16 protein-coding genes are annotated in these 15,756 nt (G+C 37.0%); 5 read left to right on the top strand and 11 right to left on the bottom strand.

Annotated features, from left to right (window positions below; translation table 11 throughout):
• The first annotated feature begins 181 nt into the window (after positions 1 to 181).
• The 4 genes from N2Z58_07565 to N2Z58_07580 all read left to right on the top strand — a co-directional run bounded on the left by N2Z58_07565 (position 182) and on the right by N2Z58_07580 (position 3,461).
• Positions 182 to 1,285: a M20 family metallopeptidase gene (locus N2Z58_07565; protein ID MCX7654513.1), complete on the top strand. Its 1,104-nt coding sequence runs from the start codon at positions 182 to 184 to the stop codon at positions 1,283 to 1,285.
• Between the two features lie 3 nt (positions 1,286 to 1,288).
• Positions 1,289 to 2,047, top strand: a complete 759-nt coding sequence (locus N2Z58_07570) for an SAM-dependent chlorinase/fluorinase (protein ID MCX7654514.1) — start codon at positions 1,289 to 1,291, stop codon at positions 2,045 to 2,047.
• A gap of 40 nt (positions 2,048 to 2,087) precedes the next feature.
• Positions 2,088 to 2,681 (top strand): hypothetical protein, encoded by a 594-nt coding sequence (locus tag N2Z58_07575; GenBank protein MCX7654515.1) that lies wholly within the window; start codon positions 2,088 to 2,090, stop codon positions 2,679 to 2,681.
• Positions 2,682 to 2,762: 81 nt separating this feature from the next.
• Entirely contained in the window at positions 2,763 to 3,461 is a 699-nt protein-coding gene (locus N2Z58_07580; protein ID MCX7654516.1) for an energy-coupling factor transporter transmembrane protein EcfT, read from the top strand.
• Here the strand turns inward: N2Z58_07580 and N2Z58_07585 are convergent.
• The 8 genes from N2Z58_07585 to N2Z58_07620 form a co-directional block, all read right to left on the bottom strand.
• Entirely contained in the window at positions 3,441 to 4,643 is a 1,203-nt protein-coding gene (locus N2Z58_07585) for an aminotransferase class III-fold pyridoxal phosphate-dependent enzyme (GenBank protein ID MCX7654517.1), read from the bottom strand. The two genes, N2Z58_07580 and N2Z58_07585, sit on opposite strands and share 21 nt — an antisense overlap.
• Positions 4,622 to 5,824 (bottom strand): aspartate kinase, encoded by a 1,203-nt coding sequence (locus N2Z58_07590; GenBank protein ID MCX7654518.1) that lies wholly within the window; start codon positions 5,822 to 5,824, stop codon positions 4,622 to 4,624. The genes N2Z58_07585 and N2Z58_07590 overlap by 22 nt, the downstream gene beginning before the upstream one ends.
• Positions 5,825 to 5,840: 16 nt before the next feature.
• On the bottom strand, positions 5,841 to 6,581 hold the full coding sequence (gene dapD / locus N2Z58_07595; GenBank protein MCX7654519.1) for a 2,3,4,5-tetrahydropyridine-2,6-dicarboxylate N-acetyltransferase: 741 nt from the start codon (positions 6,579 to 6,581) through the stop codon (positions 5,841 to 5,843).
• Positions 6,582 to 6,585: 4 nt separating this feature from the next.
• Positions 6,586 to 7,239 carry a 4-hydroxy-tetrahydrodipicolinate reductase gene (locus tag N2Z58_07600; protein ID MCX7654520.1) on the bottom strand — a complete coding sequence of 218 codons (654 nt, stop codon included), beginning with the start codon at positions 7,237 to 7,239 and terminating at the stop codon, positions 6,586 to 6,588.
• A complete protein-coding gene (gene dapA, locus N2Z58_07605; protein MCX7654521.1) occupies positions 7,236 to 8,114 on the bottom strand; it encodes a 4-hydroxy-tetrahydrodipicolinate synthase in 879 nt (292 codons plus the stop codon). The genes N2Z58_07600 and dapA overlap by 4 nt, the downstream gene beginning before the upstream one ends.
• Before the next feature lie 19 nt (positions 8,115 to 8,133).
• Positions 8,134 to 8,868 (bottom strand): diaminopimelate epimerase, encoded by a 735-nt coding sequence (gene dapF / locus N2Z58_07610; GenBank protein MCX7654522.1) that lies wholly within the window; start codon positions 8,866 to 8,868, stop codon positions 8,134 to 8,136.
• A 6-nt stretch (positions 8,869 to 8,874) separates the two neighbouring features.
• Positions 8,875 to 9,864 (bottom strand): aspartate-semialdehyde dehydrogenase, encoded by a 990-nt coding sequence (locus N2Z58_07615; GenBank protein ID MCX7654523.1) that lies wholly within the window; start codon positions 9,862 to 9,864, stop codon positions 8,875 to 8,877.
• 347 nt (positions 9,865 to 10,211) lie between these two features.
• The gene (locus tag N2Z58_07620; protein ID MCX7654524.1) at positions 10,212 to 11,819 is read right to left on the bottom strand and encodes a GGDEF domain-containing protein; all 1,608 of its coding nucleotides are present in this window, start codon (positions 11,817 to 11,819) and stop codon (positions 10,212 to 10,214) included.
• Between the two features lie 126 nt (positions 11,820 to 11,945).
• On the opposite strand from N2Z58_07620, the gene N2Z58_07625 reads away from it, so the two are divergent.
• On the top strand, positions 11,946 to 12,179 hold the full coding sequence (locus N2Z58_07625; protein ID MCX7654525.1) for a DUF4258 domain-containing protein: 234 nt from the start codon (positions 11,946 to 11,948) through the stop codon (positions 12,177 to 12,179).
• A 60-nt stretch (positions 12,180 to 12,239) separates the two neighbouring features.
• Here the strand turns inward: N2Z58_07625 and N2Z58_07630 are convergent, their stop codons facing one another.
• From N2Z58_07630 to N2Z58_07640, 3 genes are read right to left on the bottom strand one after another with little or no spacing between them, the layout of a single operon-like run.
• The gene (locus N2Z58_07630) at positions 12,240 to 13,223 is read right to left on the bottom strand and encodes a redoxin domain-containing protein (protein MCX7654526.1); all 984 of its coding nucleotides are present in this window, start codon (positions 13,221 to 13,223) and stop codon (positions 12,240 to 12,242) included.
• A complete protein-coding gene (locus N2Z58_07635) occupies positions 13,220 to 14,050 on the bottom strand; it encodes a thiamine pyrophosphate-dependent enzyme (GenBank protein MCX7654527.1) in 831 nt (276 codons plus the stop codon). The genes N2Z58_07630 and N2Z58_07635 overlap by 4 nt, the downstream gene beginning before the upstream one ends.
• A gap of 1 nt (position 14,051) precedes the next feature.
• Positions 14,052 to 15,746 carry a 2-oxoacid:acceptor oxidoreductase subunit alpha gene (locus tag N2Z58_07640; GenBank protein MCX7654528.1) on the bottom strand — a complete coding sequence of 565 codons (1,695 nt, stop codon included), beginning with the start codon at positions 15,744 to 15,746 and terminating at the stop codon, positions 14,052 to 14,054.
• Between the last annotated feature and the right edge of the window lie 10 nt (positions 15,747 to 15,756).

The raw sequence follows: 15,756 nt of genomic DNA on the forward strand, positions 1-15,756 counted from the left end.
CATCATTATTTATTTTTCACCCAATCTCCATAAGGTTTGGGTGAATTTTTTTTGCAAATTGTTTTTGGTATAATTATAATCGAATAATCGATGATGAACTTTGATATTAATGCCTCTAGCAAGGTGAACACTTTTTAGCTGGAACTTGAAAATATACGTAGAAGTAGAAAGGGGCATACGTATGGCTATATCACCAATTGAACTAAGGCATGAACTCCACATGAATCCAGAACTTGCATTTAATGAATACACAACTCAAAGCATACTTAAACGAGCACTTGAAGATCTTAAGCTCCAACCACAAGTAATAGCGAAAACAGGACTCATTGTGCTTGTAGAAAATGACAAATCCAAACCTTCGATACTTTATCGCGCTGATATGGATGCATTACCTATCAAAGAGGAAACGAATTGGGATTTTAGCTCACAAAACCAATACATGCATGCGTGTGGTCACGATGTTCACATGGCAGTAATGTACGGAGTCATAAAGGAAGTGTTGGAAAAAAATATAAAAGGGAATTTCGTTTTTATTTTTCAACCGGCAGAAGAAACCATAGGTGGTGCTAAACATATACTCGATGAAATGAGAGAAAAGTACAAAATAAAATATGCTACGGCACTGCATGTTAGCGATGAGTACAGTTTAGGAGAATTCGCAACAACCTTTGGTACTTTGTTTGCCTGTGCAATGGAAATTACAGCTAAATTTAAAGGTTTATCCGCACACATTGCACAAAAAGCGAAAGGAGTTGATGCACTTTATAATTGTGTAAAGTTTTTAAATGAATTTTATGAAGCACATATTGATAATGATGAAATTGGAAAACGAGTTCTTGTTGGTTTTGGTAAGATGTTTGCAGGAAATGTTAGAAATGCAGTAGCAGATTATTCAGAGGTGCAAGGATCAATAAGGGGTGAAAAACTCGAAATCGTTTTCGAAACGTTTGAAAAAATTAATAAAATAGCTAGAAAATACAATGGCTTTTTGGAACGAGGTAGTCTTTATCCACCTGTATCAAACAATGGTGAACTTGTTAAGTTGTTTGAATCGGTTGTTGTTTCAAACAATTACAAATTCATAGATTGCGGTATGAAGTACACAGGTGAGGATTTTGGATTTTTCAGCATGAAATTTCCTTCTTTAATGTTCTGGGCTGGGGTAAGGACTTCAGATAAGATGTATGGATTGCACAATCCTAAGTTTTTACCAGATGATGAAGTTATCCCTTTCTTAATTGAATTTATGATAAAATGGTTGAGAACGCTGTCACAGGGGGTATGAGATATGATAGTATTCATGACAGATTGGGGAAATTCGCATTACGTAGGTATTTGTAAAGGAGTTATTAGGAGTATAACTGACTGTGAAATAGTGGATCTAACGCATTCTATTACACCGTACAACGTAAGGGAAGCGATGTACATTCTTGACAGGAGTGTTGATTGGTTTCCTGAAAAGAGTGTTTTCCTGGTAGTTGTTGACTACGGTGTTGGAACGGCAAGAAAAGCAATAGCTGTCGAGACCGAAAAATACTACTTTGTCGCACCAGATAACGGCATATTGACACTTGTTTTAGAGAGGTATCAACCTCGCAAAATAGTAGATTTGGTAAATAAAAAATATCATGTGGGGAACTCTCGAACATTTCATGGGAGAGACATCTTTTCTCCGGCGGCCGCTTACATAACAAAAGGTGTATTTGACGAACTTGGAACGAGAATGCCAAATTACGCCACGGTACCATACAGAAAAGCCCATCTCTCAGCTAACACCATTCAAGGAGAGATAGCTTACTTTGATAGATTTGGGAACATAGAAACGAATATCCCATTTTCTTGGATTTCTGAAAAAGACATTGTTAAGCTAAAAGTTGGAGGAAGAATATATCAGGTACCGGTGGTTGACACCTACGCAGATGTTGATGAAGGCGAATTATTGATCCACGAGGATAGTACGGGTTACATTGAAATAGCCATCAACAAAGGTATTGCACGCGAAAAGATAAGATGTTCAGAAGGTTGTGAGATTGAAATAGCATTTTAGTAACTTCTCTTTGCCTTGGAACAATGTTAGGAGGGTTAGTATGAATAAATTTATCGTCGTTGCCATTATAGTTCTATTTTTAGAAACGTGTTTTTCTGGCGTTCTTTATAACTTTGCGTATCAATTTATGATAGAAAAGAAAGTACCTGAACAACACGCAAGGCTAATGGCATTTGTTTTGGAGGAGGAAGCAAAAAGCGTCCCATTGAGTATCGATCCCCTTTTTATGTTAGCTTTTGGTATGTGTGAGACAGGGTTTGTAAACGCCTTCGGTGACAAAGGAAAAGCAGTTGGGTATTTTCAACTTCACGAAAATGCTGTGATTTACGTGGCAAATTTTTATGATGATGTCAGGCAGTTCAAAAAAAACAATCGAATACACGCCGAGCTTATCAAGTACCCTGACTGGCAATTGAAGATTGCTTATAGATACATATACCTAACTTTGAAAAATGTGTATAATTGGGACTTGATTCAAGCGATTGCCGCTTATAATGGACGAAAGGATAGATATAACCACTACACTGTTAAGTTCTTCAAGAATTATTCAGACATAGTTCAGATGTATACTACTTATCTTTCAAATCTTTCCAACTTGACAAATTTACCTACTTATGGCAACAAGAAAAAATAACCATATTAAGTTTTATTCTCAGATTTGAGGTGATATTGTCTGAAGCTAACTATAGGAAAGTACATTCCAAAAGATTCTTTAATACATGAACTTGACCCGAGGGGGAAGTTGTTTGCTATCATAATGCAGATAACGCTTGTAATGTTTTCACAAAAAATTGTTGACTATCTCATTCCTTTGATTCTTTTAATAACTTTGGTGTGGTTATCCAAAATTAAAACAATCTTGTATTTAAGAAGTTTGAGAAGTATGTGGTTTTTGATAATTTTTGCTGCAGTCATTCAATATTTTGAAGGAGGGGTTTATTCGGCAGCTTACATAGTATTCAGGTTATCTTTAATATTTCTCTTTGCTTCGATACTCACATACACAACCCCCCCACTTTTAATGGCAAGGGGAATAGTTGACATATTAAGATTTTTTGGTGTTAAGGAAAGTTCACGTGAAGATTTTGGAATGATGCTTTCTATATCTATAAGATTTATCCCTGTACTACTCGACGAGACTGATAGGATAATTAAAGCTCAAGTTTCAAGAGGTGCGAAATATTCAGAAAAAGGGCTGAGAAACAAACTCTCAGCCTTGACAAGTATTGTAATCCCCTTGCTCGTTTCATCTTTAAGAAAAGCCGAAGAGCTCTCCCTTGCACTTCAAGCTAGAAAATACGGAATTACTAAAAGAACACATTATTATTCACTGAAGTGGACTCGAAAAGATTCTCTGTACTTACTTGTCAATTTTATTTTTTTGCTCTTAGGCTTATTTCGTAGAGTTTTTTAAAAGGACAGTATCAAACCTATTTCTTATTTCTCTCAGTTCATCTAATGTGACATTTAAAGGTAATAAGAATCTGATCACACCGTTTCCGAGAATATTGACAAGCAATCCTTCCTTTATGAAATCGTTTATTTGTAGGTCGAAACTGTTTTTTAACACAATTCCTCTCATTAATCCTAACCCTTTTATAGTTTCAACATACGGAGCGTCATAAAACCTGTTTTCAAATTCTATACTCATCTTCTCGACATATTGCAAAACTTCTTCGGTAATCATTTCAAGGACAGCCTTACCAGCAGCTAAAGCTACAGGATTTGGGGCAAATGTTGAACCGTGCTCACCTTTTTCAAACGCATCAGAATATTCATTTAACATAAGACATGCACCAAGAGGTAATCCGCCTCCTATACCTTTTGCTACTGTTACTAAGTCTGGCGATATATCAAAATATTGATATGCATAAAATTTTCCGGTTCTTCCAAGACCACTTTGTACTTCATCTGCTACTATCAAGAAGTTCTTTTTTGCCTTGTAACTCTGAATGATTTCAACAATTTCTGTTGGAATTAAATCCAAACCACCACTACCGTGCACTACTTCGACAAAAACTGCTGCTATCTTACTTTCTTGCTTAAAAAATTCGTAGACTACATCCACGTTGTAGGGAAGGAAAACTACATCTTGATCTTCCACAAATTGTTTTCTTATATTTTCAAATCCGGTTATACTTAAAGCTTTGAGTGTTCTACCGTGAAAATTCTTGATAAACGATACTATTTTACCCTGCTTTCTGTACTTTCTAATTACTTTTAAAGCACACTCTGTACTCTCTGCGCCGGAGTTTGTGAAAAAGACCTTTCCTTCATTTTTAGTTTCTTTGACTAACCTTTCGGCAATTATTTCAGCATCTTCGTCAAGAAAAAAGTTGGAGATATGAGTATAGCGCTGAAGTTTTTCTCTCATAGCACTTATAATTCTTTCGTGGTTGTGTCCAAAGAGCAATACACCAATTCCCATGAATGTATCAAAGTACTCTTTTCCTTCTGTATCCCAGACTTTTATACCTTTTGCATGGGAAATTTGGATTGGATACCTATTATACGTGGATGCAATATAACTCATTCTATCACCGCTTTCTCCACTATCTACGTCCTTGACTTTACTTACAACTCGAAAGTCTTGCATATCTTTTCGACCAACTTTTCTGCATCTTCTTCAGGTACAAGAACAGATATTTTTATCTCAGATGTTGTTATAAGCTCGGGTTCGATATTTTCCCTTGAAAGTACATCCAAAAGCTTAGACGCAACACCGTAACTTGATCTCATACCGGTTCCTACGATAGTTATCTTTGCGAATTGTCCATAAAAATGATACTTTGCACCATAAATGGATAAAGTTTGGTCAAGTAATTCTTTTACTTTTTCTACTCTATCTGGTACAACGGTAAAAGAAATATGCGTTGAAAAACCGTTCTTTACAAGAGATATCATATCTACATTAATACCGCGTTCTGCTACTCTCTTAAATATATCTGCAACTACAGCTGCATCGTTAGGTAAGTCCATTATAGAGACCTTAATTTGATTTCTATCTAAACTTACGCCGGTAACAACCGGTTCTTCGAGCCATTCTGGTAATCTATCTACCACCCACGTTCCCTCCTCTTGTGTGAAAGATGAAGCACAATAAATTTTGATTTTGTATTTTTTGGCAATTTCGACAGACCTTGAGTGGAGAACTTTCGAACCTGTTGCAGCAAGCTCCAGCATATCATCGTAGGTTATGTACTTCCATTTCTTTGCCGCTGGATAAAGCCTTGGGTCACAAGAATAAACGCCATCTACATCACTGTAAATCTCACACTCACATCTTAACTTTGCTGCAAGAGCTACCGCCGATGTATCAGATCCTCCTCGCCCAAGCGTTGTGAAATGCCCCTCTTGCGTTATCCCTTGGAAACCTGTTACAACGATAACATCATGATTTTTCAAATGTTCCTTCAAATGTTGCACACTGATGTCCAAGATCTTCGCATTTGTGTGATGATGTGTTGTAAGTATTTTTGCTTGGAATGCGTTAAGTGAAATTGCATTAATTCCTATATCTTTCAGAGCGATAGCTACAAGAGCACAAGATACTTGCTCTCCTGTTACAAGTAACATATCAAGTTCCCGTTCATCTGGGTTCTTGGATAGCGATTTTGCAAGTGAAATCAATTGATCTGTTGTCTTTCCCATAGCTGATATAACTGATACTACTTTATATCCTTCCTTTACTTTGGATGCAATTCTTGCTGCCACTTTTTTAATTCTGTCTACATCTGCAACGGATGAACCGCCGTATTTTTGGACTACCAGTCTCAAGGTTCATCACCTCAAACTATTTTATTTTTCTTAACTCTTCAAGTATCTGTGTTTTACTCAAAGTTTTACCATCAACTTTTTTGACAAACTTAGCAGGTACACCGGCCACAACTGTGTACGGTGGTACATCATCCACCACCACGGCACCAGCAGCTACAACCGAATGTTCGCCAACAGTAACTCCTTCGAGTATTACAGCATTCGCGCCTATCAAAACGTTATCTTCTATTGTTACTGGCTTTGCACTTGGTGGCTCCACAACACCTGCAATCACGCTTCCAGCTCCGATATGACAATATTTTCCAATCCTTGCTCGAGCACCAACAACAACGTTCATATCAATCATTGTTCCTTCGCCAATTACACTACCAAGGTTTATCACCGCACCCATCATGATAACGGCATTATTTCCTATCTCTACGTACTCCCGTATAATTGCACCAGGTTCGATTCGTGCGTTGAATTTCGAAATGTCTGAAAGTGGTATGGCTGAGTTATGTGCTATAACCTCGATCTTAAATGACTTTACTCCAGGATGGTTCAAAATGTCCTTTATATATTCGTAATTTCCAAATAGTACTCCAAAATTATCAGAGCCGATGAACTCAAATTCACTGTTGACCCCATCTTTGTTTTCTATACCAATTTCTTTTAAGTTTCCGCATATGTAAGCTCTTACAATGGTCTTTTTCTCACTTTTTGCAATGAGCTCTATAATTTCGCCACTTGTTAACTCACTCGGTTTCTTATTTATCATGTTTCTAACCTCCCATCTGCTCAACAACGTCCGAGAACGAATAAAATCCGTTCTTCTTAGTCATGGAAAATAACGCAGCCCTTCTTGCCCCTATGGAAAATGCTCGTCTTGAAAGCGCTCTGTGTGTTAACTCAATAACTTCGCCATCGTTTGCAATAATTACAGTATGTTCCCCAAACACACCCCCTACGCGTAATGAATTAATTTGTATCTCCTTACCAAGTGTGTTTTTCAACATGAGTGCTGTCCCAGATGGCGCATCTTTTTTCTTGTTGTGGTGTATTTCAACAATAGTCATATCCCAACTATTAAAATTTTGGTGAAATTTCTGTAAAATGAGTTTTAATAGATTGATTCCTTCTGAAAAATTATAACTTTGCACAACTGGAACACTTTCTGCCAGGTGTCTTAGTTTATTGAAATCATCCTCAGTTAATGCCGTGGTACCTATTACAAGTGGACATGAGAATTTGGTGCACAAATCTATTGTCTTTTCAAGAGCACTTCTATGTGAAAAATCCACGATAACCTCTGGTTTTTCCATTACGTCTTCAACATCAACATCAACTTTTAACACCAATTCATCACCCATTGAAAGGAAATAATCTGCTATTTCTTTTCCCATCTTTCCTTTTACACCTACGATGCCGAATTTCATTGTAAAACACCTACCTTTTCTAAGGTCTTTTTAACTAGCTCGAGCGTTGATTGCTTTGCAGATACAAGTGGTAATCTAAGTTCGTTGTCGATCATCTTCATCAAGTAAAGCGCAGCCTTTACTGGGATTGGATTTGTTTCTACAAAAAGCACTTTCATCACCTCAAGATACTTAAAGTGAATTTCCCTTGCTTTTTGCAAGTTGCCTTCCGTTATTGCGTTTACAAGTTCAACCATTTGAGCAGGTATAACGTTTGAAGCTACGGAGATAACACCATTACATCCTGCACAAATCATGTGGAATGCTCTGTCATCGTTACCTGAATAAATGTAAAATTGTCCATTTGTTAACCTGTATATCTCATCTGCTTGGTTAACATCCGGATTAGCCTCTTTAATAGCGACAATGTTTTTACAATCGCTTGCCAAGCGTGCAACTGTTTCAGGCGAGATATTTACACCCGTCCTGGAAGGTACATTGTATATAACGATGGGTTTACTTAGACGTTCGGAAAGGTATTTATAATGTGCATAAAGTCCATCTTGAGTGGGTTTGTTATAGTATGGTGTGACTATCAAAAGCGCATCGGCACCACTTTGCTCAGCATTTTTGGATAATTCTAAGGTCTTATGTGTGTCGTTTGTTCCCGTACCAGCTATGACTTGCACATTGTTATCGCATAAATCTTTTGTTATCAATATAAGTCTTTCTCTTTCTTCGAGAGTAAGCGTTGCACCTTCCCCCGTTGTACCAGCCACAATTATTGCTTTTACACCAGACTCAACCTGCCATTTTACAAGCCGTTTGTAAGCCTCATAATCTACTTCACCATTTGAAAACGGTGTAACAATAGCTGTTCCAACACCAGTAAACATTTTTGATATTTCTGATAACTTATTCATGTAGAACCCCTCCTTCCAAAAATATATCTTTATCAGAAAAAAGTACGTTTAAAATTCCACCGCGTGCATGTATTTCTACCTTGTCCGGAACAGATGAGTCTTCAAGTATGAAAAACTTGTAATAATAAGCAGCGGCTGTGACTCCTGAACCGCAAGACAAAGTTTCTCTCTCAACTCCTCGTTCGTATGTTCTAATTTTTAAAACTTTCTCTCTTATTACTTCAAAGAAATTTACATTTGCATTGAATTTCCTTCTCATTTCCGGTCCAATTTTCTCAAGTTCAATAAAGTCAACATTTGGAGACTTGACAAGTATGTGGGGAACGCCAACTTCAACTAAAACCCCAATAAAACCGTTGTACTCAATCATATTTTTATAGACCGGAGAAGGCATTTGAACAGAAACAATGTGTAAACTATTTGATGCCTTGGCTTTCAGCATACCTGCGTTAGTTGAAAAAATTATGTCTCCATCGATGTTATAAAATTCCATAAGGTATGTTACGAATGTTCGAGCACCGTTACCACAGAAAGTTGCTCTTTTACCGTCTCTGTTAAAATAATCCATGTGGTACGTATTTCCAGTTTTCTCGACAAATATTACACCATCTCTATCTTCAACACAATTTAACACCGTTGCTGATTTCTCTAAATCATTCAATTTTTCATTTATACAATCTACAACTATAAAAGTGTTACCTGTAGCGTTATATTTCTCTAATTTCATTATGTATCACTCACGTATTTGAATAGGTTCTTTGTTAAGTTCAAAGTGCTTTTCAAGAATCCTAAAAGCATTTGTTGCAGCACCAACTCTAAGGTTATCAGCAACTACCCATATTCCAAATGTATGCGCATCAAAGAGCCGGATCCTACTCACATGCACATAATCATCTTTTTCGATCTCAATTGGTGTAACGATATCGTTATGCAACACTACATTTTCACCACTTGCTATTGTTTCAATCAAATCTTCCTTGGACATTATTGGAAAGATAGTTCTTGCAACAATACTTTCGGAATGTCCAATTCTAACAGGAACTCGTACCGTTGTCGGGAATACATTAACAGAATTAGAATTAAGAATCTTTCTTGTTTCATTTATCATTTTCCATTCTTCTTGGGTAATATCGTCCATCAAGTCCCCTATGAGCGGAATAACATTATGTGCAATGCGTCGCGCAAAGACCGTATGCTCTAACCCCCCACCCAGTTGATTTTCATACTCTCTTATTGCTTTGTAACCAGCACCGGAAACAGCTTGATAAGTTGAAACAAAGATCTCATGAATTTGATATCTGTCATGCACCCGGTATAAGGCAAGTACCATCTGTATTGTTGAACAATTTGGGTTAGCAACTATCCCACGGTAGTTTTTTAATAACCTTCCGTTAATTTCTGGAACAACTAATGGAATTTCAGGTACCATTCGAAAAGCCGAAGAATTATCTATAACAACGCTACCAGCGGCTGCTGCTATTGGTGCAAAACGTTTTGAGACCTCTGATCCTGCGGAAAAAAGCAAATAGTCAAAACCATCTTTCATATGCTCCTCACTTAAAATTTCGACTGGTATGTTTAGACCTCGAAATTTTAAAATTTGTCCAGCAGAGCGTTCTGAGGCAAAAAATCTCACTTCCGAAAAATCCAGCTTTGAACTTTCAAGAACCTCTATCATGTTCCTACCAACAGCTCCTGTAGCCCCTACAATACCTACTCTCATACAAACACCCCCAATGCTTCAAGAATTAGGAAAGTTTCTCACGCTGATAAAAACTACTGATTGTAAATTAAACAAATTTACGTAAATCTATAAAAAAGCGGGCTACAGTGTTCAACTGTAGCCCGCCTTTTGGTGACTAACCTGCGTTTATCCTATACTAAACGCAAGCTGACCACCTATCAGCGGGCAGCTGCGTTTAGCTTTTTTATTCATATTTGAAAAAACACTGTTTACTGGTAAAATAAAACCGTTATAGTTTACTATCATCTTTTAACTTCCTCCAGAACAAAAACTCTCAAGTATGGTAAATCTTTGCCCTAATTATATCATACAAATGTTGTGTTTTGTCAAGTAGTATTTTGATTTTTTTGTTTCTTTGTTTCTTCTTTCATTTTGTACATCAATTTATCAACATCATGAAGAGACTTCTGAAAGTTTTCCGAATACTGGACTACTCCGTAAGAAAAGTCAGGGTTTAACGGGTGTGATAATGTAAATTCTTGTCTTGCCTTTTCGACTATTTCTGTTGCTTTATTAACCGGACAATTCTTTAAGACTAAAAGAAATTCATCTCCTCCCATTCTGACAACGGCGTCTGTTTTTCTCACTGAAGATTTCAACACACTGACAAGAATTTTTAAAATCTCGTCTCCAACATTGTGTCCGTACTCATCGTTTATTATTTTAAAATTGTTAAGGTCTATATATACAAGTGCATCGGTATTGTTCAGAGACATTTCAGAAAGCGCACCTCTGCTGTAAGCCCCTGTTAGAGAATCCGTAATGCTTTTCATATGAGCAAGCGACAAGCCAACTATCATATCTTTGTACTCATTGACTAAACTGTACGCAAAACCTGCAAACAAAGACACTATACCGTACATGGATAGGAGTTTTTGGTTAGATGACAACCACATAGCCACTCCATCATGGACCAATGTCAGAACAAAGAAAAAAGAAAAAGTTATTTGCACTGGAGAGTAAGTTTGTGATATCCTTATTGTTAGATATATACCGTTCAATAAAAGTAGTGATGCTAAGTTGTTCGACAGAATTTTTAAAATGTAATTATTCCACGCAGACAATATTATTATACCTATTCCTACATTGAGAACGATCAAAAGTTTTGTAAATAGGTCTACTTTTTCGAAACTTTGTTTGTTCATCCCATAAATCAGCGAAGACAAACCAAAGTATGCAGAAGCAACAAATATCTTTCTAAATATCAAAACCAAAGATTCGTTACCCATTGTGGGAAGGGGAAGGAGATCGAACATCCAAAATGTACCAAGAAGACTTGCAATAGAAAAATGAAGATAAATACTTCGCTTTTTGTTTGAAAGATTTTTTGAAATCAGATAAAGTATTATTGCTAAGGTTAGTGAAAGTCCGATACTAAGCAGCAATAAAACGTGTGTGACAATGTAAAGTACCATGTATTTATCTTTTTCATCTTCGCTGATTATAACCGGTTTGAAATCAATACCTATTTCATAAACTCCAGATATCTCTAAGGCGATTGTCTTAGTGTTTTTCGGTAGCTGAAAGATGAACGGTTGATACCAAAAGTGCCCACATCTGTCTTTGGTAAAACCATAACTACCGATTAGATTTCCGTTGGAGTAAACTGCTAAGTAAGAGCCATCAACTTGAGGCAGATAGAGATAATTAGCGTCTTTATTTAGTTCAAGATCCCCTATGTTGCAAGATAGCAAAATCGTCGCACGGTTTTTTAAAATAACATAGTAAGGAACTTTAATCTGTTCGCTCTCTACGTTTAAATTGATGCTTTTTTCAACCTTCCAATTTGATAAATAGTACCCTTTTGGTGTCAATGAATATCTTATAACCAAAACAAGAGCTAAGAAAATCGCCAATGCAATTAAGTAGTAAAAAGTTGAATAACGTAGATTGACCATTAGATTCGTGATAAAGTTGCGAATTTTTATCTTCATAAATCCCCCTACTATCCCTGTATTGGTTAACGCTAATATATTATATCATCAATTTTTTGATCCAAAACCATTCAAAAATTCTCAATGTTTTTTCGCCTTCATAAAATCGAGAACTGAGGTGAGACTTTGATTATTCATGTAAATCTACTTGGCTTAGACTTGATGTTAACACCGCATTCGTTTGAAAGGATGGTAGAAAGGGGTATAAGTGTGGATGAAGTCAAGAAGTTGTTGGAATCAAAAGATTCACAGGCGCTATTACAAAAGAACGGTAACATCCGCATAACCAACGGTATAATCTCAGTCGTGTTGAGATTATCTGGTAAGGTGCTGTATCTTGTAACGGTTTACAGAAATTAACTACAACTAAAAACCTCCCCGTTTGGGGAGGAGATGGATCTATTTTTTTGTGGAAAAGAATTAGATATATTTTACTACATTTTCTAAAGGTATCCTTTGTCGTTCACTTTCTTCGGTTAAACGATGTTTTTCGTTTAGTATGTTGAAGTTCCCCCAGTATCCAACAGCTATTATTGTAATCACGATTCCATCAATTCCAAATAACTGTTTGACTTTCACTGGTTCAAATCCAGCAACGGGATGAGCAATAAGTCCCATTTGAGTAGCTTGCACCAAAAGCATGCCAACAGCTAGACCGGTGTCAAACAATGCGTAGTTTCTATCGTCACTTAACTGACAAGCGTACTCATTTTTTGTGTGGACAATTATCAAAGTAGGTGCATATTTCATCCAATAATTTCCACTGCTCAGTGCTTCGTGAAGCTTTTCAAGATTTTCTTTTGTTCTCACAACTGTAAATCTCCAAGGTTGCTTATTTGAGCATGATGGAGCCAAATGTGCAGCTTGAATCAATTTTTCAAGCACTTCATCGCTTACGTTTACTGAACTGATTCCTCTGAAAGCCCTTCTAAGTTGTATATTATCTGAGATCTTGCAATCATCTGAGATAATTTCTTTGTATTTTGAAAGCACCTCTTTTGCATGATCTTTTACATTTACTCTACTCCACTCCATTCTGATCCGTCCCCATGGATCTACTATGTAAGTTGACCGAATGAGTTTACCATTCTTGACTGCGCCAAACTTTTCGGCTACGATCTTATCCGGATCTGATAATAGCTTAACCTTCAAACCTTTCTTTGACTTGAATTCGGCAATGATCTTACAGGTGTCTGGTGATATTCCTAAAACATTTCCATTAAACTCATCTATATAGTACGTAAAGTCAATGCCCTCAAGGGTACAACCAGGTGTATTCGCTTTTGGGTAAAAGTATATAACTGTGTATTTACCAAGCAAACTCTTTGAGTCAAAGTCTTTGCCATCTTCATCTTTAAGGATGAATTCTGGTATCGTTTTATAATTACTCGTTATGTTCTTCATATTTCAATCCCCCTGTATGCAACAGGTGTTTTATCCTTTTTGTATGCGGCAAGCTGTTCTTCAAATACAGGCTTGTCTGGATTTTTATAAATCACACCAAGTGCTATCTTTTTGTCATCCGTTGCAATCTTAAACGCAGCTTGTCTATCGGTTGGATCATAGTTATCTGGCAATAAATATGTGTTTTCTCTGTACCATTGGTAAGTGTTAACTTTATTAAATGTTACGCACGGCTGGAGTATGTCTACAAGTGCATATCCTTTATGCTGAATAGCCATCTTTATAAGCTCAACTGTAAGGTTGAAATTACCTGAAAAGCTCCGAGCAACGAACGAAGCATCGAGTGCTACAGCAACAGCTATTGGATTGAATGGGTCAACATAAACACCGTCAAATTGCAAACTTGTTATTTGTCCTCTTGCCGTAGTTGGTGAAGCTTGACCTTTTGTTAAACCATATATTTGGTTATCATGCACGATGTTTGTTATATCTGGATTTTTTCTTATTGTGTGAATAAAATGGTTACCACCTTCGCCGTATGTACAGCCATCACCGCTTTCAGCAATTACTATGAGCTCGGGGTTGACCATCTTAATAGCAACAGCTGCTGGTAGTGATCTTCCGTGTAAACCATTAAACATATGCGCTTTTACATACTGTGGCATCTTTGCAGCCTGGCCAATACCGGATACAATAACCACACGTTGTGGTTCTATTTGAAGTTGTGCAAGTGCTGTTTTCAGTTCGTTTATTATTCCAAAGTTTCCGCATCCTGGACACCATGCAATATCTGCATTTGGTATATCATAAACCTTTGTTTCCCACATATTATTCGACCTCCTTGACTATTCTTTCGGCTAATTCTTCGACGGAATAAACATACCCGCTGTATTTTAAAATTCTACATGACGTATCGATACCGAATTCTAACTTCAGCAAATTCGCAAATTGACCGCTGGCATTCTGTTCAACAAATATGGTTTTTTTGGCACGCTCAAAGTAATTCTTAACACTTTGAGGGAGAGGATAAACTTGCGAAAAGTGTAATACCGAGATTTTTTCATTTCCAATTCTTTCAACAGCTTCCTTTACTATTTGCTGTGTGGAACCCCAACAAACAACAAGATATTCGTAATCGTTTGTTCCAAACAACTGCGGCATGACAAAATCTTCTTTTATTTTTTCAAGTTTTCTCAATCTTTTTTCAACCATCTTTGTTCTTACTTCTCCACTTTCTGTTATGTGACCGTATTCGTCATGCTCGTCACTATCAACACGTATAAGTCCTTTTCCATAACCAGGTATACCACGCGGAGAGATTCCATCTTCCGTTATTTCATAACGCCTATAAGATTCATCAGTCTTTACTATGAATTTCTCAATTTGGACTTGTGGTAACTCGCTTATGTTATAAAAAGAGTCGAGTAGATACTGATCTGTAAGGACAAATACTGGGATCTGATACTTGTCTGCAATATTGAATGCCTTAGCTGTAAGTTTGTAAGCTTCGCATAGATTACCAGGAGCGTATATTACTCTTGGAAAATCCCCGTGTCCAGCATACAAAACAAGATTCAAGTCTCCTTGCTCAGTTCTTGTTGGTAATCCAGTGGCGGGACCTGGTCTTTGACCAAGATGCACAACAATAGGTGTTTCTATCATTCCAGATAAGCTTACTGCTTCTGTCATGAGTGCAAACCCACCACCAGAAGTGGAGACCATTGCACGTGCACCGGCATACCATGCAGCAATTGCCATATTCGCTGCCGCGATCTCGTCCTCAGCCTGATCTACGAGTATTCCATACTCACCTGACAGCCTTGAAAGTTCAGTAAAAACAGTGGTTGCTGGCGACATTGGATACGACGATATAAAATTACAACCACCAGCAATCGCACCCTTGGCAACTGCCTCATAACCACTTGTCAAATATTGTTGTTTTACTTTTTCATTTCGTTCAATTTCAAAGCTTAATCCAAGGGTCTTACTTATTTCATATCCTTTCAATGCAGCGTTAATATTTGCTCTCACAACTTCTTCCGATTTCCTTTTGAAATATTCTGCTACATTCTTCACAAGTGCGTCTTCTTCTGCACCTATTATTCCGGCTAACACACCTATAGCAACTGAATTTTCATATATCTTATTTCCAAAACTCTCAGCAATTTCTTCAAATTTTACACCAATTGAATTTCTTTCCTTTTCTACATACCGTGGTTCGCCAAGGATTATTGTATGTTCGGTAAGTCTTGAGCGAAGTCTTTCTATAGCGTTATCATTTAACGGAACAAGTATGTCTATTCTATCTACATAAGCATAAACAGGTTTTTCTGAAATTCGTAACTCTGTGGAGTTATTTCCACCCCTAACTCTTGACATATACTCTTTTGTTGCAAAAACATAAAATCCTGAGTCTTTTGCAACACGTGTTAGTATATGTTCCACACTCTGAATACCTTGACCAGCAGCTCCGCTTAAAACTATTGATATTTCACCGTTAGGTCTTATAAATTTTTGGTTCATACTTTACACC

The organism is Fervidobacterium sp. (assembly GCA_026419195.1).
Taxonomy (GTDB): Bacteria; Thermotogota; Thermotogae; order Thermotogales; family Fervidobacteriaceae; genus Fervidobacterium.

Excerpts from the sequence above, each read along its gene's own strand:
- N2Z58_07635 (MCX7654527.1), bottom strand. The coding sequence starts at position 14,050 with ATGTGGGAAACAAAGGTTTATGATATACCAAATGCAGATATTGCATGG.
- N2Z58_07640 (MCX7654528.1), bottom strand. The coding sequence starts at position 15,746 with ATGAACCAAAAATTTATAAGACCTAACGGTGAAATATCAATAGTTTTA.
- dapA (MCX7654521.1), bottom strand. The coding sequence starts at position 8,114 with ATGTTTACTGGTGTTGGAACAGCTATTGTTACACCGTTTTCAAATGGT.
- N2Z58_07575 (MCX7654515.1), top strand. The coding sequence starts at position 2,088 with ATGAATAAATTTATCGTCGTTGCCATTATAGTTCTATTTTTAGAAACG.
- N2Z58_07620 (MCX7654524.1), bottom strand. The coding sequence starts at position 11,819 with ATGAAGATAAAAATTCGCAACTTTATCACGAATCTAATGGTCAATCTA.
- N2Z58_07570 (MCX7654514.1), top strand. The coding sequence starts at position 1,289 with ATGATAGTATTCATGACAGATTGGGGAAATTCGCATTACGTAGGTATT.
- N2Z58_07600 (MCX7654520.1), bottom strand. The coding sequence starts at position 7,239 with ATGAAATTCGGCATCGTAGGTGTAAAAGGAAAGATGGGAAAAGAAATA.
- N2Z58_07585 (MCX7654517.1), bottom strand. The coding sequence starts at position 4,643 with ATGCAAGACTTTCGAGTTGTAAGTAAAGTCAAGGACGTAGATAGTGGA.
- dapF (MCX7654522.1), bottom strand. The coding sequence starts at position 8,868 with ATGAAATTAGAGAAATATAACGCTACAGGTAACACTTTTATAGTTGTA.
- N2Z58_07565 (MCX7654513.1), top strand. The coding sequence starts at position 182 with ATGGCTATATCACCAATTGAACTAAGGCATGAACTCCACATGAATCCA.
- dapD (MCX7654519.1), bottom strand. The coding sequence starts at position 6,581 with ATGATAAATAAGAAACCGAGTGAGTTAACAAGTGGCGAAATTATAGAG.
- N2Z58_07615 (MCX7654523.1), bottom strand. The coding sequence starts at position 9,864 with ATGAGAGTAGGTATTGTAGGGGCTACAGGAGCTGTTGGTAGGAACATG.
- N2Z58_07630 (MCX7654526.1), bottom strand. The coding sequence starts at position 13,223 with ATGAAGAACATAACGAGTAATTATAAAACGATACCAGAATTCATCCTT.